The following is a 23746-nucleotide window of genomic DNA, read 5'->3' on the forward strand; positions in this document are numbered from 1 at the left end:
TTATGGCAACTTTAACTGCAAAGAACCTTGCAAAAGCCTATAAAGGCCGCCGCGTGGTGGAAGACGTCAGCCTGACCGTCAACTCCGGGGAGATTGTCGGTCTGCTGGGGCCAAACGGTGCCGGTAAGACGACCACTTTCTACATGGTCGTTGGCATTGTGCCGCGCGATGCGGGCAACATTATTATTGATGACGACGATATCAGCCTTCTGCCGTTGCATGCGCGTGCGCGTCGCGGTATCGGCTATTTGCCGCAGGAAGCCTCTATTTTCCGTCGCCTCAGCGTTTACGATAACCTGATGGCGGTACTGCAAATTCGTGACGACTTATCCGCTGAACAGCGTGAAGATCGCGCGAACGAGCTGATGGAAGAGTTCCACATTGAGCATTTACGCGACAGCATGGGGCAATCGCTCTCCGGTGGTGAACGCCGTCGTGTAGAAATTGCGCGCGCACTGGCTGCGAATCCGAAATTTATCCTCCTCGATGAACCATTTGCCGGGGTTGACCCGATCTCGGTTATCGACATCAAACGTATCATTGAACACCTGCGCGACAGCGGCCTGGGCGTGCTTATCACAGACCATAACGTGCGTGAAACGCTGGCTGTTTGTGAACGCGCTTATATCGTCAGTCAGGGGCATTTAATCGCTCATGGCACGCCGACAGAAATCTTACAAGATGAACATGTTAAGCGTGTATACCTTGGGGAAGACTTCAGACTCTGATAGGGTAGAAGTTTGCGACGTTTTAGCAGGAGAGTACGATTCTGAACATGAAGCAAGGTTTGCAACTCAGGCTTAGCCAACAACTGGCAATGACGCCTCAGCTACAACAGGCGATTCGTCTGTTGCAGTTGTCCACGCTGGAACTTCAGCAGGAGCTACAGCAGGCGCTGGAAAGTAATCCATTGCTTGAGCAAATCGACACTCATGATGAAATCGACACTCACGAAACGCCAGACAGCGAAACGCTGGATACCGCTGACGCGCTCGAACAAAAAGAGATGCCGGAAGAGCTGCCGCTCGATGCCAGTTGGGATACCATCTACACCGCCGGTACGCCATCAGGCACCAGCGGTGACTACATCGACGACGAGCTGCCGGTCTATCAGGGCGAAACGACGCAGACCTTGCAGGATTATCTGATGTGGCAGGTCGAGCTGACACCGTTTTCCGACACTGACCGCGCTATCGCCACCTCCATCGTCGATGCCGTTGATGACACCGGTTATCTGACCGTCCCGCTGGAAGATATTCTCGAAAGTATGGGCGATGAAGAGATCGACATCGATGAAGTTGAAGCAGTCCTGAAACGCATCCAGCGTTTTGATCCGGTCGGTGTGGCGGCGAAAGATCTGCGTGACTGTCTGCTGATCCAACTTTCCCAATTCGATAAAACCACGCCGTGGCTGGAAGAAGCCCGACTGATCATTAGCGATCATCTCGATCTGCTGGCCAATCACGACTTTCGCTCATTAATGCGCGTCACGCGTCTGAAAGAAGATGTGCTGAAAGAAGCCGTCAATCTGATCCAGTCACTCGATCCACGTCCTGGCCAGTCGATCCAGACCGGTGAACCGGAATATGTCATCCCTGATGTGCTGGTGCGTAAGCATAACGGCCAGTGGACGGTTGAACTGAACAGCGACAGTATTCCACGTCTGCAAATCAACCAGCATTACGCCTCAATGTGCAATAACGCACGTAACGATGGCGACAGTCAGTTTATCCGCAGCAATCTGCAGGATGCTAAATGGTTGATTAAGAGCCTGGAAAGCCGTAACGATACGCTGCTGCGCGTCAGTCGCTGTATTGTTGAACAGCAGCAAGCCTTCTTTGAGCAAGGCGAAGAATATATGAAACCGATGGTGCTGGCTGATATCGCCCAGGCCGTCGAGATGCATGAATCGACGATATCTCGCGTGACCACGCAAAAGTACCTGCATAGTCCACGAGGCATTTTTGAACTGAAGTATTTCTTTTCCAGTCACGTCAATACCGAAGGGGGTGGCGAAGCCTCTTCCACGGCGATTCGTGCACTGGTGAAGAAATTAATCGCGGCGGAAAACCCAGCGAAACCGTTGAGCGACAGCAAGTTAACCTCTTTGTTGTCAGAACAAGGTATCATGGTGGCACGCCGCACTGTTGCGAAGTACCGAGAGTCTTTATCCATTCCGCCGTCAAACCAGCGTAAACAGCTCGTTTGACCCAACCGATAAGGAAGACACTATGCAGCTCAACATTACCGGAAATAACGTCGAGATCACCGAGGCCCTGCGCGAATTTGTCACCTCAAAGTTTGCCAAACTTGAGCAATATTTTGACCGAATCAACCAGGTTTATGTTGTTCTGAAAGTGGAGAAAGTCACCCACACCTCAGATGCAACACTGCATGTTAACGGTGGCGAAATTCATGCCAGCGCGGAAGGTCAGGACATGTACGCCGCCATTGATGGCTTAATTGATAAGTTGGCACGTCAGCTAACCAAGCATAAAGATAAATTGAAACAACACTAATTGTCCGGGCAATTAGCAAGTGCATGGCGGCCTGTTGTATGGCACAACAGGCCATTTGTACGGTTAATGCTCCGAATCTGCCCCACTGTTTGAGTGGGCAGATTCTTAGGTGAAATTATGACAAATAATGATACAACTCTACAGCTTAGCAGTGTTCTTAACAGGGAATGTACGCGAAGCCGCGTCCACTGTCAGAGCAAAAAACGCGCCCTGGAAATCATCAGCGAACTGGCGGCAAAACAACTTAGCCTGCCGCCGCAGGTGGTTTTTGAAGCTATTCTGACGCGGGAAAAAATGGGCAGTACCGGTATTGGTAATGGCATTGCCATTCCGCACGGCAAACTGGAAGAAGATACCCTACGCGCGGTTGGCGTTTTCGTTCAACTAGAAACACCAATTGCTTTTGATGCCATCGATAACCAGCCGGTAGACTTACTTTTTGCCCTGTTGGTACCCGCAGACCAAACCAAAACGCACCTGCACACTCTTTCGCTGGTCGCGAAACGTCTGGCGGACAAAACTATCTGCCGCCGTTTACGTGCAGCCCAGAGCGATGAAGAGCTGTATCAAATCATTACGGATACCGAAGGTACTCCGGATGAAACGTAGTTATTCTGTAATGTCTCTTTTAGACGTTGTGAGGAGAAACAGTACATGGTACTGATGATCGTCAGCGGACGTTCAGGGTCAGGCAAATCTGTCGCCCTGCGGGCGCTGGAAGATATGGGTTTTTACTGCGTGGATAACCTTCCCGTAGTGCTGTTACCCGATCTGGCTCGGACTCTGGCCGATCGCGAGATTTCTGCCGCCGTCAGCATTGATGTCCGCAATATGCCAGAGTCGCCAGAAATATTCGAACAGGCGATGAGCAATCTGCCTGATGCTTTCTCACCGCAACTCCTGTTTCTCGATGCCGATCGTAACACGCTGATTCGTCGTTACAGCGATACGCGCCGCCTGCATCCGCTTTCCAGCAAAAACCTGTCGCTGGAAAGTGCTATCGACAAAGAAAGCGATCTGCTGGAACCGCTACGTTCGCGCGCTGATCTGATTGTCGATACGTCTGAAATGTCCGTTCATGAGCTGGCAGAAATGCTGCGTACCCGCCTGCTGGGTAAACGCGAGCGTGAACTGACAATGGTCTTTGAATCCTTCGGCTTCAAGCACGGTATTCCTATCGACGCGGATTACGTCTTTGACGTACGTTTCCTGCCGAACCCGCACTGGGATCCGAAACTGCGTCCGATGACGGGCCTTGATAAACCTGTCGCCGCATTCCTCGACAGACACACAGAAGTACACAATTTTATCTACCAGACGCGTAGCTATCTTGAGCTATGGTTACCTATGCTGGAAACCAACAACCGTAGCTACCTGACGGTCGCCATTGGTTGTACTGGCGGGAAACACCGTTCGGTGTATATTGCAGAACAGTTGGCTGACTACTTCCGCTCACGCGGTAAAAACGTCCAGTCACGCCATCGCACGCTGGAAAAACGTAAACCATGACCGTCAAACAAACTGTCGAAATCACTAACAAGCTGGGCATGCATGCCCGGCCTGCTATGAAACTGTTTGAATTAATGCAGGGTTTTGACGCCGAAGTGCTTTTACGTAATGATGAAGGCACCGAGGCTGAAGCCAACAGTGTTATTGCGCTGTTGATGCTGGATTCTGCCAAAGGACGACAGATTGAAGTCGAAGCGACCGGTCCGCAGGAAGTTGAGGCGCTGGCCGCCGTCATCGCCCTCTTTAACTCAGGTTTTGACGAAGATTAATCTTCGTCATTCCGACACTTAATTCCCCCAGACACGCCCCTTCCGTCCTAACGTACGAAAAAAGCACAAACCCCAAATATCCCCATTTCTCGCAAATTGTACATTTCGTGCGCTTTTCTGTAAGTATAAAACCTTAAGAAAACCTTAAAAAAGCTTGTTTAGGTTTTGTTTAAGTTAAGCCTTCATACTGGAGACAGTCAGAAAATACCTCCAGGAGATGGCATGATTCGCTTATCTGAACAAAGTCCCCTGGGCACCGGAAGACATCGAAAATGTTATGCGCATCCGGAAGATGCCCAACGCTGTATTAAAATTGTTTACCACCGTGGCGACGGTGGTGATAAAGAGATCCGCCGTGAGTTAAAGTACTATGCGCATCTTGGTCGTCGTTTGAAAGACTGGAGCGGTATTCCGCGCTATCACGGTACGGTTGAAACAGATTGCGGAACCGGTTATGTCTACGATGTCATTGCCGATTTTGATGGCAAACCGTCTATTACACTGAGCGAATTTGCTAAACAATGCCATTACGAAGAAGATATCGCGCAACTGCGTCAGTTGTTGAAACAGTTAAAGCGTTATTTGCAGAATAATCACATCGTGACGATGTCGCTGAAGCCGCAGAATATCCTCTGCCACCGCATCAGTGAGTCAGAAATTATCCCTGTCGTCTGTGACAACATTGGCGAAAGCACGTGGATTCCACTGGCGACCTGGTCGAAGTGGTGTTGTTTGCGTAAACAACAGCGGCTGTGGCGACGTTTTATCGCTCAACCAGCGTTAGCTGTTGCTCTGCAAAAAGAGGCGCAACCTCGAGAAAGCAAAAAGCTCGCCCTCTCCTCGCGCGAAGCCTAATACAGCTGGTGTTGTTGCATAAACGACTCACCGCCTAACTGATGCATTTGCTGCAAAATCCACGCCTGACGGCTACGCACGTAGCCCGAAGGTGCAGTAACTTTGAAACGAAGTGGATTGGGTAATACAGCCGCCAGTAACGCTGCTTCCGAACGGGTAAGTTTGCTGGCGGATTTATGGAAATAACGCTGTGCCGCAGCCTCGACGCCAAACACACCGTCGCCAAATTCGGCGACATTCAGGTAAACCGTCAGGATGCGCTTTTTGCTCCAGACCGTTTCAATCCCCAAGGTTAATCCGGCTTCCAGCCCTTTTCGTACCCAGCTACGCCCATCCCACAAAAAGAGATTTTTGGCTGTCTGCTGCGAAATTGTTGATGCGCCGCGAATGCGGTTTTCATTGCTCTCGTTGTGCGCCAGGGCTTTCTCAATGGAAGCGACATCAAAACCCCAGTGCTCGGGAAATTTCTGATCTTCTGCGGCAATCACCGCCAGTCCCATCCACGGCGAGATTTGATCCATACTGACCCAGTCAGAATGTGCCACGTAACGAAAGTTGCCATGCAGCCAGGCACTTAGCTGACGCTCGGCCATCACCGCAGAGAACGGGACTGGCGCTAGACTAAACAGCGCTATACCCCCGCCCCAGAGCACAACGAGGACAATCAATAACCGCAGAATGAAACGGCGAACGAAACCGAACGCCGTTATGCGGCGTTTGCTCATTCCGCCAGAACCAGTACGCGGGAAACCAGCTTATCAATGCCACTTGCTGCTTCCGCAATGTTCTGTGCCAACATATACGCAGGCGTGGTAACAATCTTATTGTCTTCATCAACCACGATATCATCAACCGGACATGGCACATGCTCCGCGCCCATCTCTTCCAGCACTTCTGCGGTATCGATATCAGTACCGATAGTCAAACGTAGCGGGAAATTGAAGATTTTCGGCAACATTGCCGGGGCAATGCACATAAAGCCAAGCGGTTTTCCGGCCTGATGCATTGCCAGCGCCAGCGCCTTTAACTCACGGTCTACGCTGCATTCACTGCCAAGACTAGCAAAATTGCTTAAATTCTTTGCCGCGCCAAATCCACCCGGCACAATTAACGCATCAAGTTCGGCGGCATCAGCCTGTGCCAGAGGACGGATCTCACCACGCGTAATACGCGCCGCTTCAATCAACACATTGCGCGTTTCCGCCATTGCTTCACCGGTTAAATGGTTGATGACATCAACCTGCTGCTTATCTGGAGCAAAACAAACTGCCTGCGCGCCGCTGCGAGATATCGCTAATAACGTCAATACCGCTTCATGAATTTCAGAACCGTCATAGACGCCGCATCCGCTCAGAACTACGCCAATTTTCTTCATTGTGATCATCCTTTCGCAATTGACTGAAACACATTAATTTTTTTAATAAAAACGCTACGCATCACACATTTAACTGATTCATGTAACAAATCATTTAAGATTTGCTATCTTAACTGCATGCGGCCTGAAAAACAGTGCTGTGCCTTTGTTACTTATCATAAAAAATTGCGGCGCAGCCAAGATTTCCCTGGTGTTGGCGCAGTATTCGCGCACCCCGGTTTAGCCGGGGTCATTTTTTAGCGGCTTTTGCCACCCACGCTTTCAGCACTTCTACGTCGTGACGCCACTCTTCTTTCATCTCTTCAATCCATTCACCAACATTATCTTCCCACGCAGGAAGATCGGGAGACTGAATTTGCTGCCCCAGCTGTTGTAGATGGCGTAACCCCACTGAACCCGCTGCGCCTTTAATTTTATGTCCTTCCTCAACGATGCCTTTTTTGTCCTGTGCCGTCAGGTTCGACTCCAGTACGCTGACATAGCCCGGCATCATCTTCTCAAACACAGCCAACCCGTCAGTAATCAGCTTCGGTCCTACAAGTTCGAGATACTGTTCCAGCATGGGAATATCGAGCAATGCTTCTGATTTACCACTCTCTTCTGTCGTCACCGTGCTCTCCTCATCATCCTGGGTATCCCAGAATTTCTTGATCATCGCGGTTAGCGCCGGAACAGAAAGCGGCTTACTCAGCACATCATCCATTCCGGCATTAAGGTACTCTTGTTTGTCTTTCAGCACGTTAGCGGTTAAGGCCACCAGCGGTGGTAAATCTTCACGCGGATAACGCTTCGTCAGTTCGCGTGATATATCCAGCCCGGTCATATCTGGTAACTGAATATCCAGCAATACAAGGTCGTATTCGCCCGGCTTAAACATCTCCAGTGCTGCCTTACCAGACATCGCCACATCAACGCTGTTGCCCAGTTTTTCCAGCACCGAACGGGCAACGATGACGTTCAGCTCAATGTCTTCTACCAACAGCACATTCAGCGCCGGTAAAGGCATATCGTCTTCGTCAAACGCGTCATCCACTTCTTCCGCCACCGACGGCGCGTGGATCGTCAGGGTAAAGGTCGAGCCTTTACCTTGTTCGCTGGTAACGGTGATATCGCCGCCCATATTTTTCGCCAGCCGACGAGAAACCGCCAGACCAATACCCGTACCGGTTGCAGGTTTGCCACCGTGGCTGTCTTTCACCTGGTAATACATGGCGAAAATTTTATCCAGTTCATTCTGTGGAATACCGATGCCGGAGTCTTCCACTTCAAAATGCAGCATGTCGCCTTCGTCATAACGTACGCGAACAGTCACCTGGCCCTTCTGGGTAAATTTCACAGCGTTACTGATTAAGTTCCACAGGATCTGGCGTAAGCGAGTCCCGTCGGTAATCACCTGATGCGGCAACGGCAGTGTTGGTTCAAGAACAAAGCGCAAGCCTTTTTGTTGCGCCTGCAACGCGGAGAGGTTTTCCAGATCGGCCAGGAAGCTGGTGAAATCAACCGGCTGGTTATCGAGCTGAACTTTACGTCGCTCCATCTTATCCATATCAATAATATCGTTGAAGATATTCCCCAGAGTGATGGCGGAAACATGGATAGTTTTGAGATATTTTTCCTGCTCGGCGGTGAGCTCTGTATCCAGCAGAATTCGGCTTAAGCCGACGATACCGTTCAGCGGCGTACGCAACTCATGACTGATGGTGGAGATAAAGGTTGTTTTGTCGCGGCTGGCGCGTTCTAGCGCATCCTGATAACGCTTACGCTCGGTAATGTCGCGGCCGAACCCCATCAAGCCGTGGCGTTTACCCACGCGGTCGTAGTACGGCACTTTACGGATTTCAAAGCAGGCTTTGCGTCCATCCGGATAATCCAGCCACTGTTCATAGGTCAGTGACACATTATGACGGAACACCTTCTCGTCGGTTTCAATGACTTTCGCTGCGGCTTCCGGCGAGTAAACGTCCGCAGGTTTCAAATGCACCAACTGTTTTTCGCTTTTCCCGGTCAGCAGTTCCATCGCACGGTTACAGCCGGAAAACTCTTTATCTTCGTTACGGTAAAAAACCAGATCGGGTGAAGCATCAAGGAAGGAACGTAAGAACGAAGATTGTTGTTCGAGTTGAATTTGCGTCTCTTCGCGCTCTTTGATTTCAATTTTCAGCTGACCGAAGGTTTCCTGCAGTTCTGCTTCTGCTTTTTCACGAACGGCGATTTCCTGATTTAGCTGGGCAATATTATCTTTTAACTGAACGTTGAGGCTTAGATCGCGCTCGCGCATCTCCTCCAGCTTTTGCACCAGGCGTGACAGGCGTTGCCGTGACTCCTCGAGTTGCTCAACGACTACCGAAAGAAAGTAGACCGCCCATGGCGTAATCAACAAACCAAAGAAAATAGAGCGAATAACATCAATGCTTTCGACCTGACCATGCAGCACCATGGTTACCGCCATTTGTACCACAATGGCAAGAACGACGAGGGCCAGCGCCAGCAACATTGAGAAGCGCACCAAACCTAACTTCATCATCAGGTCAACATAGTACTGCGCCAGCAGACGAATTTGCTTCATTAGGGGATTCCTTCACGACAACCTGCCCCAATAATACCCAATTCTGACAGTTACGTTATAAATTGTGTGAGAAATGCGGAATTCCCCTCAATGGCCTACGCCGTTGGAGGTAGCCACGGACGTCCCAGCGCCGATCCCTGTACGCCATGTTCAGTAAGATAGCGATCCAACTCAACCATACCCGTCCAGCGATTTTCACACCATAGCGGTGCAAGTAGCGTCGGGCGACGGGCGCTGGCGGAAATGCGGTGGTAGATAACTTCCGGCGGCGTATGGCGAATCATTTCTCCGGCAGTGAGCGTGTAATCTTCCAGTTCAATACCGTTCAAACGCCCCGCTTCCCAGGCTTTCGCCATAATGCTGCCTTTCACAATATGCAGCGGATGCAGTTTTATGCCGTCCACGCCGGTTTCAACCACTCGCTCCAGCGTTTGCAAACATTCAGCCTGCCCTTCGCCAGGCAGCCCGACAATTAAGTGAGAACACACCTTCAGACCGCGCTGACGTGCCAGCTGGGTTGTACGCTGATAACAGGCAAAATCATGGCCGCGATTGATGCGATGCAGCGTTTTGTCGTGTGCGGTTTGCAGCCCCAGTTCCAGCCACACTTCATAGCCCTGGTCTTTATATTCGCAAAGCAGATCCAGCACCGCATCTGGCACGCAGTCCGGGCGCGTACCAACACACAAACCAACGATATTAGCCTGGCTCACCGCCTGCTGATACATAGAACGCAGCACCTGAACTTCCGCAAAGGTGCTGGTATACGCCTGAAAGTAGGCCAGATAGCGTTTAGCGCGGTTAACTAAATTCGCCTGGTGCGCCAGTTGTTCGGCAATGGAACGATGCTGCTGCGCTTCGTCGGCAAACGAGGCAACATTACAGAACGTGCAGCCGCCGCGCCCGATGGTACCGTCACGGTTAGGGCAGCTAAAACCGCCGTGCAGCGTCAGTTTATGCACCTTTTGCCCGTAACGACGGGTAAGATCACCACCAAACATATTGACTAATTTCTGTAACTGCATAATCTGATAGACCGCGCCTTGAAAAGAGGCCAAAGCCTGCCATTTTTAGCTCAATTCGGCGATGACCTGGATCAATCGCCCTGCCCTGCTTTTATTAACTGCATAACCAATCATAATTTATGAAATTCCATGCAGAACAACATGAATTACTTTTGCTTATCTGGCATCGGATTTTTTTATCTCCTTATAGATTTTAGGCAAAAACAGTAGCATGAAACGCCATTGCCGATTAAAGCAGTATAAAATACTGGTTTCTCTGCCTGTTCAAGGCAGGATAAGGGCTATCACGCCTCTAAGGCAGTCAGGAACTGAATGTTTCCCTTATGAGCATCGCATTAAGCTCAAAGAACGCATATTATTTAATTTCAATAAGTTATCAAAGAATTTTGCGCTAAAGCACATTTCCAGACCAATAAGCTTGCCATTTGACCTGTATCAGCTTTCCCGATAAGTTGGAAATCCGCTGGAAGCTTTCTGGATGAGCAGCCTGCTCATCATATTTATGCAGTAATTGAGATCCCCTCTTCACCGTATTAACCGATGCGAAAAGGACAAAAAAGGGGGCGAATGCGAGGTAAGCGTATGAAACGCAAACCCCGTCGCCACGCTCTTTCTGTGCCCGTGCGCAGCGGTTCGGAAGTGGGGTTCCCGCAGAGCCTGGGGGAGGTTCACGATATGTTGTACGATAAATCCCTTGAGAGGGATAACTGTGGTTTCGGCCTGATCGCCCACATAGAAGGCGAACCTAGCCACAAGGTAGTGCGTACTGCAATACACGCACTGGCCCGCATGCAGCACCGTGGCGCGATTCTCGCCGATGGTAAAACCGGTGACGGTTGCGGCCTGCTATTACAAAAACCGGATCGCTTTTTTCGCATCGTTGCGCAGGAACGCGGCTGGCGTTTAGCGAAAAACTACGCCGTCGGGATGATCTTCCTGAATAAAGATCCTGAACTCGCCGCCGCCGCACGCCGCATCGTTGAAGAAGAGCTACAACGCGAAACCTTGTCGATTGTCGGCTGGCGTGATGTCCCGACCAACGAAGGTGTACTGGGTGAAATCGCCCTCTCCTCTCTGCCGCGCATTGAGCAAATTTTTGTGAACGCCCCGGCAGGCTGGCGTCCGCGCGATATGGAGCGCCGTCTGTTTATCGCCCGTCGCCGCATTGAAAAACGTCTCGAAGCCGATAAAGACTTCTACGTCTGTAGCCTGTCGAATCTGGTCAACATCTATAAAGGTCTGTGTATGCCGGCGGATTTGCCGCGCTTTTACCTGGATCTTGCGGATCTGCGTCTGGAATCAGCTATCTGCCTGTTCCATCAACGCTTCTCCACCAACACCGTGCCGCGCTGGCCGCTGGCGCAGCCGTTCCGCTATCTGGCGCATAACGGCGAGATCAACACCATCACCGGTAACCGCCAATGGGCGCGCGCCCGTACCTATAAATTCCAGACGCCACTGATCCCTGACCTGCACGACGCAGCGCCGTTCGTCAACGAAACCGGCTCTGACTCCAGTTCGATGGATAACATGCTGGAACTGCTTCTGGCGGGCGGGATGGATATCATCCGCGCCATGCGTCTGTTAGTTCCACCAGCCTGGCAGAACAACCCGGATATGGACCCGGAACTGCGTGCCTTCTTTGACTTTAACTCCATGCATATGGAGCCGTGGGATGGCCCTGCGGGCATCGTGATGTCCGACGGTCGTTTCGCTGCCTGTAACCTCGACCGTAACGGTCTGCGTCCGGCGCGCTACGTCATCACCAAAGACAAACTAATCACCTGCGCATCTGAAGTCGGCATCTGGGATTATCAGCCTGACGAAGTGGTCGAAAAAGGCCGAGTCGGGCCAGGTGAACTGATGGTGATCGACACCCGCAGTGGGCGCATTCTGCACTCGGCAGAAACCGATGACGATCTGAAAAGCCGCCATCCATATAAAGAGTGGATGGAGAAAAACGTCCGCCGTCTGGTACCGTTTGAAGACTTGCCCGATGAAGAAGTGGGTAGCCGTGAACTGGACGACGACACGCTTGCCAGCTACCAGAAACAGTTTAACTACAGCGCGGAAGAGCTGGACTCTGTAATCCGTGTGCTGGGCGAAAACGGTCAGGAGGCGGTCGGTTCGATGGGCGACGATACCCCATTCGCCGTGCTCTCCAGCCAGCCGCGCATTATTTACGACTACTTCCGCCAGCAGTTTGCCCAGGTCACTAACCCGCCAATCGACCCGCTGCGTGAAGCGCATGTCATGTCGCTCGCCACCAGCATCGGTCGTGAAATGAACGTCTTCTGCGAAGCAGAAGGCCAGGCGCACCGTTTAAGCTTCAAATCGCCGATTCTGCTCTACTCCGATTTTAAACAGCTCACGACGATGAAAGAGGAGCACTACCGCGCAGATACGCTGGATATCACCTTTGACGTAACCAAAACAACGCTCGAAGCGACGGTCAAAGAGCTGTGTGACAAAGCCGAAAAAATGGTGCGTAGCGGCACCGTGCTACTGGTGCTTTCAGACAGGAATATCGGTAAAGACCGCCTGCCGGTTCCAGCACCAATGGCCGTTGGTGCGATCCAAACCCGTCTGGTCGATCAAAGCCTGCGTTGCGACGCCAACATCATCGTCGAAACTGCCAGCGCCCGCGATCCGCACCACTTCGCTGTACTGTTGGGCTTTGGCGCGACGGCTATTTATCCGTACCTTGCCTATGAAACACTGGGGCGCTTGATCGACACCCACGCGATTGCCAAAGATTATCGTACCGTGATGCTGAACTACCGTAACGGCATCAACAAAGGCTTGTACAAGATCATGTCCAAGATGGGCATCTCCACCATCGCCTCTTACCGCTGCTCGAAACTGTTTGAAGCGGTCGGCCTGCACGATGATGTAGTGAGCCTGTGCTTCCAGGGCGCGGTCAGCCGCATTAGCGGGGCAGGCTTCGAAGACTTCCAGCAGGATTTGCTGAATCTGTCAAAACGAGCCTGGCTGGCGCGTAAGCCCATCAGCCAGGGTGGCCTGCTGAAATATGTGCACGGCGGCGAATACCACGCCTACAATCCGGATGTCGTGCGCACGCTGCAACAGGCGGTACAGAGCGGCGAATACAGTGACTATCAGGAATACGCGAAGCTGGTTAATGAGCGTCCGGCAACGACATTACGCGATCTGCTGGCGATTACGCCATGTGAAAACGCGGTCAACATTGCTGATGTTGAACCGGCAAGCGAACTGTTTAAACGCTTCGATACCGCTGCGATGTCTATCGGCGCGTTAAGCCCGGAAGCTCACGAGGCGCTGGCGGAAGCGATGAATAGCATTGGCGGCAACTCTAACTCCGGCGAAGGTGGTGAAGATCCGGCGCGCTACGGCACCAACAAAGTCTCGCGCATTAAACAGGTCGCTTCCGGTCGCTTCGGCGTCACTCCGGCGTATCTGGTCAATGCCGACGTGATTCAGATTAAAGTCGCCCAGGGCGCGAAACCGGGCGAAGGCGGTCAGTTACCGGGCGATAAAGTCACTCCTTACATCGCCAAACTGCGCTATTCCGTACCCGGCGTAACGCTGATCTCCCCGCCGCCGCACCACGATATCTACTCTATCGAGGACTTAGCGCAGCTGATTTTCGACCTGAAACAGGTTAACCCGAAAGCGATGATCTCCGTAAAACTGGTGTCTGAGCCGGGCGTAGGCACTATCGCTACCGGCGTTGCGAAAGCCTATGCGGACTTGATCACCATCGCAGGTTATGACGGCGGCACCGGCGCAAGTCCGCTTTCATCGGTGAAATACGCAGGCTGCCCGTGGGAGCTGGGGCTTGTTGAAACACAACAGGCGCTGGTCGCTAATGGTCTGCGTCACAAGATCCGTTTGCAGGTTGATGGCGGCCTGAAAACAGGTGTCGATATCATCAAGGCAGCCATCCTCGGCGCGGAAAGTTTTGGCTTCGGCACCGGCCCGATGGTGGCGCTCGGCTGTAAATATCTGCGTATTTGCCACCTGAACAACTGCGCTACCGGCGTGGCAACTCAGGACGAAAAACTGCGTAAAAATCACTATCACGGCCTGCCGTTCAAGGTGACGAATTACTTTGAATTTATCGCCCGTGAAACCCGTGAGCTAATGGCACAGCTGGGCGTAACACGTCTGGTAGATCTGATTGGTCGCACCGACCTGCTGAAAGAGCTGGACGGTTTCACCGCCAAACAGCAAAAACTGGCGCTGTCGAAGCTGCTGGAGACTGCCGAGCCGCATCCTGGTAAGGCACTCTACTGCACCGAAAACAACCCGCCGTTTGATAACGGCCTGCTGAATGCGCAGTTGCTGCAACAGGCGAAACCGTTTGTCGATGAGCGCCAGAGTAAAACCTTCTGGTTCGATATTCGTAACACCGACCGTTCCGTGGGCGCGTCGCTTTCAGGTTATATCGCCCAGACGCACGGCGATCAGGGACTGGCTGCCGATCCGATTAAAGCGTACTTCAACGGCACCGCAGGCCAGAGCTTCGGCGTGTGGAACGCGGGCGGCGTGGAGCTGTATCTGACGGGTGACGCCAACGACTATGTCGGTAAAGGCATGGCGGGCGGCTTAATCGCCATTCGTCCTCCGGTTGGCTCGGCCTTCCGTAGCCATGAGGCGAGCATTATCGGCAACACTTGCCTGTATGGCGCGACCGGCGGTCGTCTGTATGCCGCAGGCCGCGCGGGTGAACGTTTCGGCGTGCGTAACTCCGGAGCTATCACCGTGGTAGAAGGCATTGGCGACAACGGCTGTGAATATATGACGGGCGGTATTGTCTGTATTCTGGGTAAAACCGGCGTTAACTTCGGCGCGGGCATGACCGGCGGCTTCGCTTACGTTCTCGACGAAAGTGGTGATTTCCGCAAACGCGTTAACCCGGAACTGGTCGAGGTCTTAAGCGTTGACTCTCTGGCGATCCATGAAGAGCATCTGCGCGGCTTGATCACCGAGCATGTGCAGCATACCGGTTCCCAGCGTGGTGAAGAAATTCTGGCTAACTGGCCAACCTTCGCCACTAAATTCGCACTGGTTAAACCGAAGTCCAGTGATGTAAAAGCACTGCTGGGGCACCGTAGTCGTAGCGCAGCAGAGTTGCGCGTGCAGGCGCAGTAAGGGGTAGCAACAATGAGTCAGAATGTTTATCAATTTATCGACCTGCAGCGCGTTGATCCGCCAAAGAAACCGCTGAAGATCCGCAAAATTGAGTTTGTTGAAATTTACGAGCCGTTTTCCGAAGGCCAGGCCAAAGCGCAGGCTGACCGCTGCCTGTCGTGCGGCAACCCATACTGCGAGTGGAAATGCCCGGTACACAACTACATCCCGAACTGGCTGAAGCTCGCCAACGAGGGGCGTATTTTTGAAGCGGCAGAACTGTCGCATCAAACCAATACCCTGCCGGAAGTGTGTGGGCGCGTTTGCCCGCAAGATCGTCTGTGCGAAGGTTCCTGTACCCTGAACGATGAGTTTGGCGCAGTGACCATCGGCAATATTGAGCGTTATATCAATGATAAAGCGTTCGAAATGGGCTGGCGTCCGGATATGTCCGGCGTCAAGCAGACAGGTAAAAAAGTGGCGATTATCGGTGCAGGTCCAGCCGGTCTGGCGTGTGCGGATGTCCTGACGCGCAACGGTGTAAAAGCGGTCGTCTTCGACCGTCACCCGGAAATTGGCGGCCTGCTGACTTTCGGCATTCCGGCCTTCAAGCTGGAAAAAGAGGTAATGACGCGCCGCCGTGAAATCTTCACCGGCATGGGTATTGAATTCAAACTCAATACCGAGGTGGGACGTGACGTACAGCTTGACGATCTACTGAAAGACTACGATGCCGTGTTCCTCGGCGTCGGAACCTATCAGTCAATGCGTGGCGGGCTGGAAAACGAAGACGCCGATGGCGTGTACGCGGCGCTGCCGTTCCTCATCGCCAACACCAAACAGTTGATGGGCTTTGGCGAAACCAGCGAAGAGCCTTTCGTCAGCATGGAAGGCAAACGCGTGGTGGTACTTGGCGGTGGCGATACCGCGATGGACTGCGTGCGGACTTCCGTGCGCCAGGGAGCAAAGCACGTTATCTGCGCCTATCGTCGTGATGAAGAGAACATGCCAGGTTCCCGCCGCGAAGTGAAAAACGCGCGGGAAGAAGGCGTAGAGTTCAAATTCAACGTCCAGCCGCTGGGTATTGAAGTGAATGGCAACGGTAAAGTCAGCGGCGTGAAAATGGTGCGTACCGAAATGGGCGAACCGGACGCTAAAGGCCGTCGTCGCGCGGAGATCGTTGCAGGGTCAGAACATATTGTTCCGGCAGATGCGGTGATCATGGCGTTTGGTTTCCGCCCACACAGCATGGAATGGCTGGCAAAACACAGCGTCGAGCTGGATTCGCAGGGGCGCATTATCGCCCCGGAAGGCAGCGACAACGCCTTCCAGACCAGCAATCCGAAAATATTTGCTGGTGGTGACATCGTGCGTGGTTCGGATCTGGTGGTGACCGCTATTGCCGAAGGTCGTAAAGCGGCAGACGGCATTATGAACTGGCTGGAAGTTTAAGCTCTGTCCCAGCGCCGCCTCCTCAGAAAAGAGTCGGCGCTGAAATTGTCCTTTCGTTCTGGAAAGCGCCTCGCATAATCTGAAGAGAACCAATGTAATACGCACATCTGGATTGTTACCGGCAGATGCCCGGCGTATAGCTGATTCCATTATTCAACACTGCGCCATATGAAGGGACAGATAATGGAATCGCTCTCAGAAGGAACCACAGCAGGCTACCAGCAAATCCACGACGGCATTATTCATCTGGTCGATAGCGCCCGAACGGAAACGGTACGTAGCGTTAACGCGTTAATGACCGCGACGTACTGGGAAATTGGCCGACGGATTGTCGAATTTGAACAAGGCGGCGAGGCAAGAGCGGTTTATGGTGCACAGCTTATCAAACGGCTCTCAAAGGATTTAAGTCTAAGGTATAAGCGTGGGTTTTCCACCAGAAATTTATGGCAGTTTAAGAATTTTTATATTTGTTTTCAACGAATTGAAATTGTGCAGACACTGTCTGCACAATTCACCCCCACAATTCGGCAGACACTGTCTGGCGAATCTTGCCATTTAGCGCAACTTGCCAAATCCTTCCCCCCTGCCCTGGTCCACTTACGTCCGTTTGCTTTCTGTTAAAAACGCTGACGCTCGTAGCTTTTATGAAAAAGAGACCCTCCGCTGTGGTTGGTCTGTCCGCCAGCTAGAACGGCAAATTGCGACCCAATTTTATGAGCGAACACTACTGTCACATGACAAATCAGCCATGCTGCAACAACACGCTCCTGCCGAGACGAATATTCTTCCGCAGCAGGCGATACGCGATCCCTTTGTGCTCGAATTTCTGGAATTGAAAGATGAATACTCAGAGTCCGATTTCGAGGAGGCGCTGATCAACCACCTGATGGATTTCATGCTGGAACTTGGGGATGATTTTGCCTTTGTTGGTCGACAGCGAAGATTACGCATTGATGACAACTGGTTTCGTGTCGATCTGCTGTTTTTCCACCGCCGTTTACGCTGCCTGCTAATCGTCGATCTAAAAGTGGGAAAATTTAGCTATAGCGATGCCGGACAGATGAATATGTATCTCAACTACGCCAAAGAGCACTGGACGCTACCGGATGAAAATCCGCCCATAGGTCTGGTTCTCTGTGCAGAAAAAGGAGTCGGAGAAGCGCATTATGCACTGGCTGGTTTGCCTAACACCGTTCTGGCAAGCGAATATAAGATGCAACTACCTGATGAAAAACGACTCGCGGATGAACTCGTTCGAACACAGGCGGTGCTAGAGGAAGGCTATAGACGCCGTTAATTTCAGCAGTTTCGAATTCTGCAGACGGTGTCTGCAGAATCTTTAAAACGAATTAAATTTTAAGCCATTAAATCAGCCTTAACCTTCACCACCACCTTTTTAATCTCACCAGGTTCGCCAACAACGCATCCCGGTTTATGCGGTTCTCCCGGCATAAACACGGCGAACATTCCCGGTTTCAGGATGATGGCTTGCTCGTTCTCAATGGTGCTGCAAAGCTGGTAATCATCCTCATGGTGAAATTCTTCACACTGGCGCGCAGTGCCTGCCATGCCAAAAAGAATCCGCTCCTCACCGTTTAATAACAGCTGGATATCAATGTACTGCTCGTGCAGCTCCGCTTTTTTCTCAACGGGCGATTGAGTGTTAAACGTCATGACATTCATAAAGATATTATCGCCCTGTAATTCGTAGCGGCCCGGCGTTTTTTCCTGCGGTCTGGCGGCTAATGCCAGCGTTAATGCGTCCTGTAACGCAGGATGCAATCCAGCAGACGGTAATGACTGTACTTCACCCATCATCATAATTTTTCTCCCTGGGCCAACAGCGCAGCCCCAAGTAAACCTGCATCATGGCGGTAGTGCGCCGCCAGTAAATCAACATGAAATGCCGCTGGCTCCTGTGCCAGATACGTTTCCACCAGCGCCAGATAGCCTTCTGCCAAACCTACGCTGCCGCCCACAACAACGCATTGACAATCAGTTGTGGCTTTAACATCTGCAATCAGTCTTGCCAGCGCGCGTGCGGAGCGATGAATCAGTTGCTGCGCCTGCTCGTCGCCCTGCCCGGCGCGCGTGAAAATGGTTTTCGCATCCGCGCCAGCCAGCTCACCCTGCGCCGCCGCCGCAATGCCACGACCAGAAGCAATCGCTTCCACGCAACCTGTGCGTCCACAGCCGCAGACTGGACCATGAGGATCAGCCAGCGTATGACCAATATGCCCCGCCAGACCGCCAGGGCCGATAAGCAGTTTGCCGCCGCTCACTACACCGCCGCCAACACCAGTGGAAACAGTGATAAACACCATATCGGTTATATCGCCTTCCAGCGCCAGATACTCTGCCCATGCTGCGGCCTGCGCATCATTAATGGCAATGGTCGGCAAATCGGTAAGTTGTTCCAGTGTTTTGACTAACGGAAAGTGTAGCAATCCACCGAGATTATGCGGATTCAGCGCCAGCAGGCTGCCATCGCGGATTATCCCGGTTGAAGCGATGGCAACTTGTTGCGCATGAGCTTGCAACGGGGAGACTAACGCGGCTAAGGCATCACGCAATGCTTCCGGCGTCTGGCTGGCTGGCGTGGGGAGTTCACGGCGATCGCGGATCTGCCCGTCAGCGCCAATCAGCGCGGCGGCAAGTTTTGTACCGCCAATATCAATCGCCAGTGTGCTCATAGCACCGCCTTTTTCATCGCTGTGTTGTACCACTGACAAATGTGTTCAAGACGCGTAATGGCAGAACCGACTGTCACCGCCCATGCGCCGTGGCGCATCGCATCTGCCGCCTGCGCTGGCGTGTTGTAACGCCCTTCGGCAATCACCCGACATCCGGCGTCGCTCAATGTTTTCACCAGCGCCAGATCCGGCTCTTCTGGCGTTTCAGGCGAGGTATAGCCAGAAAGCGTAGTACCAATAATCTCGGCTCCCAGTTTTTGGCATGCCAGGCCGTCTTCCGGCGTGGAACAGTCGGTCATCGCCAGCAATCCGTGATGGTGAATACGTGCCAGCAGCGTTTCAACAGGCACCGGACGCGGACGATCGGTGCCATCAATGGCGATGATATCCGCGCCTGCCTGCGCCAGCGCATCGACATCTTCAATATAGGCCGTGATACGTACCGGAGAATCCTCCAGATCGCGTTTCACAATCCCGATAATCGGCACGCTCACCACCGCACGCGTGGCTTTCAGGTTTGCCACACCTTCTATGCGAATAGCAACCGCGCCCGCCTGCTCTGCCGCTAATGCCATGGCGGCGACGATTTCAGGTTTATCGAGCGGGCTGTCCGGAACCGGCTGGCAGGAGACAATCAGGCCACCGTTGGCGGCAATTTTTTGATCCAGTTGTGCAAGTAACGACATACTTCTTCCCTTAGCAAAAGGCCCGGCACATGGCCGGGCAACAGGATTAACTTTTGGTTTTGACTAAATCGTTTTTGGCACCGCCAAACGGCACGGCACCGCTGAATGGTTTACCGTCGATAGCGTCATGAGTACGCAACGCTTCCGGGCGCAACCAACGCTGAACGCGAGAAGGCATATCCAGCCCAATCAGCAGGATCACCACGAACGTCAGACTGAACGAAAGCGATCCCAGTGCCGTCCCCAGATCCAGACGTTGAGCAATCAACGCACCAATGATCGGCGCCAGTGCGCCACCAAGTGCACCAACGTTGTAGGTAAAGCCCAGGCCCGCCGCACGCTGATCGGTATCGAAATAACCACCAATCAGTTTCGGTAAGATCCCCGAGATGCCCTGACCGAGCATTTGCTGGAAGAACAGTAACAGACCAAGTACCCAGACGTTGGCGCCGCCAATCGCAAATACCGGAATAATCAGCAATTGCGAAGCTAACAGGCTACAAACGTAGGCTTTGCGCGTTCCCAGCCAGTCACCGAGGAAGCCGCCAACACAGCAACCCACCGCCGCCCCAAAGCCGCTAAAGAACAGCACATTGGCGACAGTATGCGGGTCATAAGCAAGATCTGTTTTCAGATACGTTGGCAGCAGTGCCTGAATCGGCCACGAGTAGAGGAAAGCAAATAACACAACCACCATCAGCATTACGCCCGTTGGCCAGCGTTTGCCCGTACTCTGTACCATAAAGCTGATAAAGATTGCGGCGCATAACAGCCCGAGAACAGCGACGATTGCGGCATTTTGCAGGTTACCGGCGAAGCAGAACCACAGCGCAGTAGCCGCCGCCAGCGTCATAACGATATTGGCGATGCGATGTTCACCACGGTAGAGAATATCCACCATCGTGCGTACCGGTGCTTTACCCCCGTGTTTCTCTTTCCAGTCTTCGGCTTCCGGAATGTTTTTCCGCAGCCAGAGAGCAAAGATGATCGGTAAGATGCCGATAAAGAACAGCGCACGCCAGCCCCAGATCGGAACCACCAGGCTGTAAACCTGAGCGGCAACGACGGCCCCCACAGAGAAGCCTGAAATCAGAAAACCACTGGCTTTGTTACGCAGATGCTTTGGCCAGCTTTCAATGACATAGGTGGCGCTGGAACCATATTCACCCGCCATCCCCATGCCGATGACCAGACGAGCGATAAACATAGTGATGTAACCAGGCGCGAAGCCGCAGGCCAGCGTCCCGACCGAGAAGAGAACGATACTGGTGACCATTGCCAGACGACGCCCGTAGCGGTCGCCCATAGCGCCAAGCATCAGGCCGCCGAACCAACGAGAGATGAAGGCTGCGGAGATCAGACTTGCCGCCTGTACCGTCGTCAGCCCGAATTCACCTTGTACTTCGGTGAGTACCAGGGCAATTAAAACGAAATCAAAACCATCAAGCAGATATCCCAACCAGGCAGCGGAAAATGCGCGCCATTGCGCACGATTGAGATGGCGATACCACGGGATATTCTGGGTTGTAGTACTCATTGTGAGTCTCCCGCGGTGGGCAATGCCCACACGCTTTGGTATGAAAATTGTAGGGTACAGATGCGCTTATTTCCCCTCACCCGGTAGGGGCGAGCGAGGGGAAAAAACTCACCCGCGCTCTTGCATCAACTGCTGAGCAAGCGCCTTCAGTTCTGGCAGATATTTTTCATCTACCGGACCAAACGGTTTACGGCACAGCGGAACAGACACCACATCCATATAGTGCAGGACGGTTTTCAGGCCACGGAATACGCCGGTTTTAATCAGCAAATCAATGACTTTGTTGCACTCAGTTTGCAGCTTCTGCGCGGTCTGGATATCGCCTTCTTTCAGCGCCTTCACGATACTTTGATAACGCCAACCCATGATGTTGTAAGTGCTGCCGATACCGCCGTCTGCGCCCGCCAGCAGGCCGGAAGCGAAGATTTCGTCGTAACCGTTATAGAGCACCAGATCCGGATGTTCGCGACGGATCTGCTCCATCTGATAGAGATCGCCAGAGGTCTGTTTCAGCGCGCCGACACCTGGCAACATAACCAGTGTATTGATCTGATCCAGAGTCAGTTTTACCCCGCTCAATGCCGGAATGTTGTACACCACCATCGGCAAACCATCCGCCGAATCAATGATTGCCCGATAGTGATCGCAGTGTTCTTCAAAGCTGAAAGGATAGTAGAACGGCGTAACGGCGGAGACGGCATCGAAGCCATAACGTTTGGCTGAAGCCGCAAGCTGTTGGCTTTCAGCAGTACTGACGCAACCTACGTGAGCGATGAGTTTAATCTTACCTTTCGCCTCTTCGGCGACAATTTCCAGTACCTGCTCACGCTCGGAAAGGCTCTGCACAAAGGCTTCGCCTGTCGACCCCCCCACGTACAAACCGTCGATGCCCTGCTGAATATTGAACTGAACCAGGCGGCGCAGACTCGCTTTATCCAGTGCTTGTTGTTGGTCAAAAGGAGTCAGGAGTGCGGCCATCACGCCACGTAAATTCGTTGCCATAAATACCTCTGAAGTGATGCTTGTCTGTTGAAACGATATACCTTTATACCTGTTATACCAGATCAAATAAGCAACACATCATACAGAACGCTTATAATGCGATCTGCTTCACTAAAGTGGCATTATTTCTTTTTGTGAGTGGTTTGGCCGAAGGCGTGCCAGGTGGCAGAAACGCTGTTGAGATGCGATTGCAACGCGCGATCGGCTTCGTCGGGATCGTGGCGGCGGATCGCGTCAACGATCGCAATATGTTGTTGATAGCTGACGTTGTTATGCTCATGCAATGCCTGATCGGCGACCGTTGGGCGCGCGGCGATCAACCAGTCGAGCAAGGCAACGTGGATTGCCTTAAAGATCGGATTACCCGGGATCTCCGCCAGTACGCGGTGGAAATCAACGTCTGAACGAATGAACGCGGCATTGTTATCCAGCGACTGACTGTTGATTTCCAGGGCTTTTGCCAGCAAATCGATTTGTTCATCGGTGGCATGTTCAGCCGCATAGCGCACCAGGCTGGACTCAAAGAACAGACGTAACTGTTCAAAATGGGCTATCCCTCCTGGATGAGAAAGGAAATCTTTCGCCATGCCGGAAAGCTCGCCGATGATGGTGTCCGCGGAAGGACGCGAGACGCGAGCGCGCTCACCGTTATTTATTTGCACCAGACCTTTACGCTTTAACGCCGCCAGCGCTTCACGCACCGAAGGACGCCCGACGTTAAAGAACGCCATGAGTTCGCGCTCAGACGGCAACTGCTCCCCTTCGCCAAACTCGCGGCGGCGGATCATCTGCTCCAGCTCTTCTTCCACCATTTCGGAGAGTTTTTTACGCGCCAGCGGACGGCTACGCAAGTTGCGACCAATTGCAGGTGAAGAATCTTCTTTTTGCGAATCAAATGCGTTCATAAGGCCCATTCTTTAAGGTCAGTGTGATTAACATCATCAATGACATCCTATCACAGGAATGAAAGCAGGGTGAAACGAAGGGGTTTACTCTTCGTACAGCATCATTATCGTAATTAATTTAATAATTAACTTTTGCGAAAAATAAATATAACGCAGATAAAAACATCCCGGCCAAATTATTTACAAGAATATTCATAGACATTATGAATATTATGAATGTGTTCTTGCGAAATAATCA

19 protein-coding genes and 1 pseudogene are annotated in these 23746 nt (G+C 52.4%); 10 read left to right on the plus strand and 10 right to left on the minus strand.

What is annotated here, in order from left to right:
* The first annotated feature begins 2 nt into the window (after positions 1 to 2).
* The 7 genes from lptB (at position 3) to yrbL (ending at position 5152) form a co-directional block, all read left to right on the plus strand.
* Positions 3 to 728, plus strand: a complete 726-nt coding sequence (lptB, locus tag FEM44_RS07030) for an LPS export ABC transporter ATP-binding protein (RefSeq protein WP_000224099.1) — start codon at positions 3 to 5, stop codon at positions 726 to 728.
* A 47-nt stretch (positions 729 to 775) separates the two neighbouring features.
* Entirely contained in the window at positions 776 to 2209 is a 1434-nt protein-coding gene (rpoN, locus tag FEM44_RS07035; protein ID WP_105281056.1) for an RNA polymerase factor sigma-54, read from the plus strand.
* Between the two features lie 22 nt (positions 2210 to 2231).
* A complete protein-coding gene (gene hpf, locus FEM44_RS07040; protein ID WP_001176602.1) occupies positions 2232 to 2519 on the plus strand; it encodes a ribosome hibernation promoting factor in 288 nt (95 codons plus the stop codon).
* A gap of 117 nt (positions 2520 to 2636) precedes the next feature.
* Positions 2637 to 3128: a PTS IIA-like nitrogen regulatory protein PtsN gene (gene ptsN / locus FEM44_RS07045; RefSeq protein WP_000183677.1), complete on the plus strand. Its 492-nt coding sequence runs from the start codon at positions 2637 to 2639 to the stop codon at positions 3126 to 3128.
* Between the two features lie 45 nt (positions 3129 to 3173).
* Positions 3174 to 4028 carry an RNase adapter RapZ gene (rapZ, locus tag FEM44_RS07050; RefSeq protein ID WP_000243741.1) on the plus strand — a complete coding sequence of 285 codons (855 nt, stop codon included), beginning with the start codon at positions 3174 to 3176 and terminating at the stop codon, positions 4026 to 4028.
* On the plus strand, positions 4025 to 4297 hold the full coding sequence (gene npr, locus FEM44_RS07055) for a PTS phosphocarrier protein NPr (RefSeq protein ID WP_000216792.1): 273 nt from the start codon (positions 4025 to 4027) through the stop codon (positions 4295 to 4297). Before rapZ ends, npr begins: the two co-directional genes overlap by 4 nt.
* Before the next feature lie 222 nt (positions 4298 to 4519).
* A complete protein-coding gene (gene yrbL / locus FEM44_RS07060) occupies positions 4520 to 5152 on the plus strand; it encodes a PhoP regulatory network protein YrbL (RefSeq protein ID WP_135523923.1) in 633 nt (210 codons plus the stop codon).
* Here yrbL and mtgA read toward each other — a convergent pair.
* From mtgA to FEM44_RS07080, 4 genes are all read right to left on the minus strand, one after another.
* Positions 5149 to 5877, minus strand: a complete 729-nt coding sequence (gene mtgA / locus FEM44_RS07065; protein ID WP_135523922.1) for a monofunctional biosynthetic peptidoglycan transglycosylase — start codon at positions 5875 to 5877, stop codon at positions 5149 to 5151. The genes yrbL and mtgA overlap by 4 nt on opposite strands.
* Positions 5874 to 6527: an isoprenoid biosynthesis glyoxalase ElbB gene (gene elbB / locus FEM44_RS07070; protein ID WP_130259108.1), complete on the minus strand. Its 654-nt coding sequence runs from the start codon at positions 6525 to 6527 to the stop codon at positions 5874 to 5876. Before elbB ends, mtgA begins: the two co-directional genes overlap by 4 nt.
* A gap of 229 nt (positions 6528 to 6756) precedes the next feature.
* Positions 6757 to 9093 (minus strand): aerobic respiration two-component sensor histidine kinase ArcB, encoded by a 2337-nt coding sequence (arcB, locus tag FEM44_RS07075; protein WP_130219189.1) that lies wholly within the window; start codon positions 9091 to 9093, stop codon positions 6757 to 6759.
* Positions 9094 to 9188: 95 nt separating this feature from the next.
* On the minus strand, positions 9189 to 10118 hold the full coding sequence (locus FEM44_RS07080) for a TIGR01212 family radical SAM protein (RefSeq protein WP_064529852.1): 930 nt from the start codon (positions 10116 to 10118) through the stop codon (positions 9189 to 9191).
* Positions 10119 to 10793: 675 nt separating this feature from the next.
* On the opposite strand from FEM44_RS07080, the gene gltB reads away from it, so the two are divergent.
* The 3 genes and pseudogenes from gltB (at position 10794) to FEM44_RS07095 (ending at position 17982) form a co-directional block, all read left to right on the plus strand.
* Positions 10794 to 15254: a glutamate synthase large subunit gene (gene gltB / locus FEM44_RS07085; protein WP_135523921.1), complete on the plus strand. Its 4461-nt coding sequence runs from the start codon at positions 10794 to 10796 to the stop codon at positions 15252 to 15254.
* Positions 15255 to 15266: 12 nt separating this feature from the next.
* Positions 15267 to 16685: a glutamate synthase subunit GltD gene (gene gltD / locus FEM44_RS07090; protein WP_135523920.1), complete on the plus strand. Its 1419-nt coding sequence runs from the start codon at positions 15267 to 15269 to the stop codon at positions 16683 to 16685.
* 183 nt (positions 16686 to 16868) lie between these two features.
* A pseudogene (locus FEM44_RS07095) lies at positions 16869 to 17982 on the plus strand (PDDEXK nuclease domain-containing protein).
* A gap of 59 nt (positions 17983 to 18041) precedes the next feature.
* On the opposite strand, the gene nanQ reads toward FEM44_RS07095, so the two are convergent.
* From nanQ to nanR, 6 genes are all read right to left on the minus strand, one after another.
* Complete coding sequence (nanQ, locus tag FEM44_RS07100; protein WP_135523919.1) at positions 18042 to 18506, minus strand: N-acetylneuraminate anomerase; 465 nt, start codon at positions 18504 to 18506, stop codon at positions 18042 to 18044.
* The gene (nanK, locus tag FEM44_RS07105; protein ID WP_135523918.1) at positions 18503 to 19378 is read right to left on the minus strand and encodes an N-acetylmannosamine kinase; all 876 of its coding nucleotides are present in this window, start codon (positions 19376 to 19378) and stop codon (positions 18503 to 18505) included. The genes nanQ and nanK overlap by 4 nt, the downstream gene beginning before the upstream one ends.
* Positions 19375 to 20064, minus strand: a complete 690-nt coding sequence (locus tag FEM44_RS07110) for an N-acetylmannosamine-6-phosphate 2-epimerase (protein WP_135523917.1) — start codon at positions 20062 to 20064, stop codon at positions 19375 to 19377. Before FEM44_RS07110 ends, nanK begins: the two co-directional genes overlap by 4 nt.
* A gap of 46 nt (positions 20065 to 20110) precedes the next feature.
* Positions 20111 to 21601 carry a sialic acid transporter NanT gene (nanT, locus tag FEM44_RS07115; RefSeq protein ID WP_135523916.1) on the minus strand — a complete coding sequence of 497 codons (1491 nt, stop codon included), beginning with the start codon at positions 21599 to 21601 and terminating at the stop codon, positions 20111 to 20113.
* Between the two features lie 108 nt (positions 21602 to 21709).
* Positions 21710 to 22603 (minus strand): N-acetylneuraminate lyase, encoded by an 894-nt coding sequence (gene nanA, locus FEM44_RS07120; RefSeq protein WP_135523915.1) that lies wholly within the window; start codon positions 22601 to 22603, stop codon positions 21710 to 21712.
* A 122-nt stretch (positions 22604 to 22725) separates the two neighbouring features.
* Positions 22726 to 23517 carry a transcriptional regulator NanR gene (nanR, locus tag FEM44_RS07125; RefSeq protein WP_135523914.1) on the minus strand — a complete coding sequence of 264 codons (792 nt, stop codon included), beginning with the start codon at positions 23515 to 23517 and terminating at the stop codon, positions 22726 to 22728.
* Positions 23518 to 23746 lie beyond the last annotated feature (229 nt).

This window comes from Escherichia sp. E4742, from assembly GCF_005843885.1.
GTDB lineage: Bacteria > Pseudomonadota > Gammaproteobacteria > Enterobacterales > Enterobacteriaceae > Escherichia.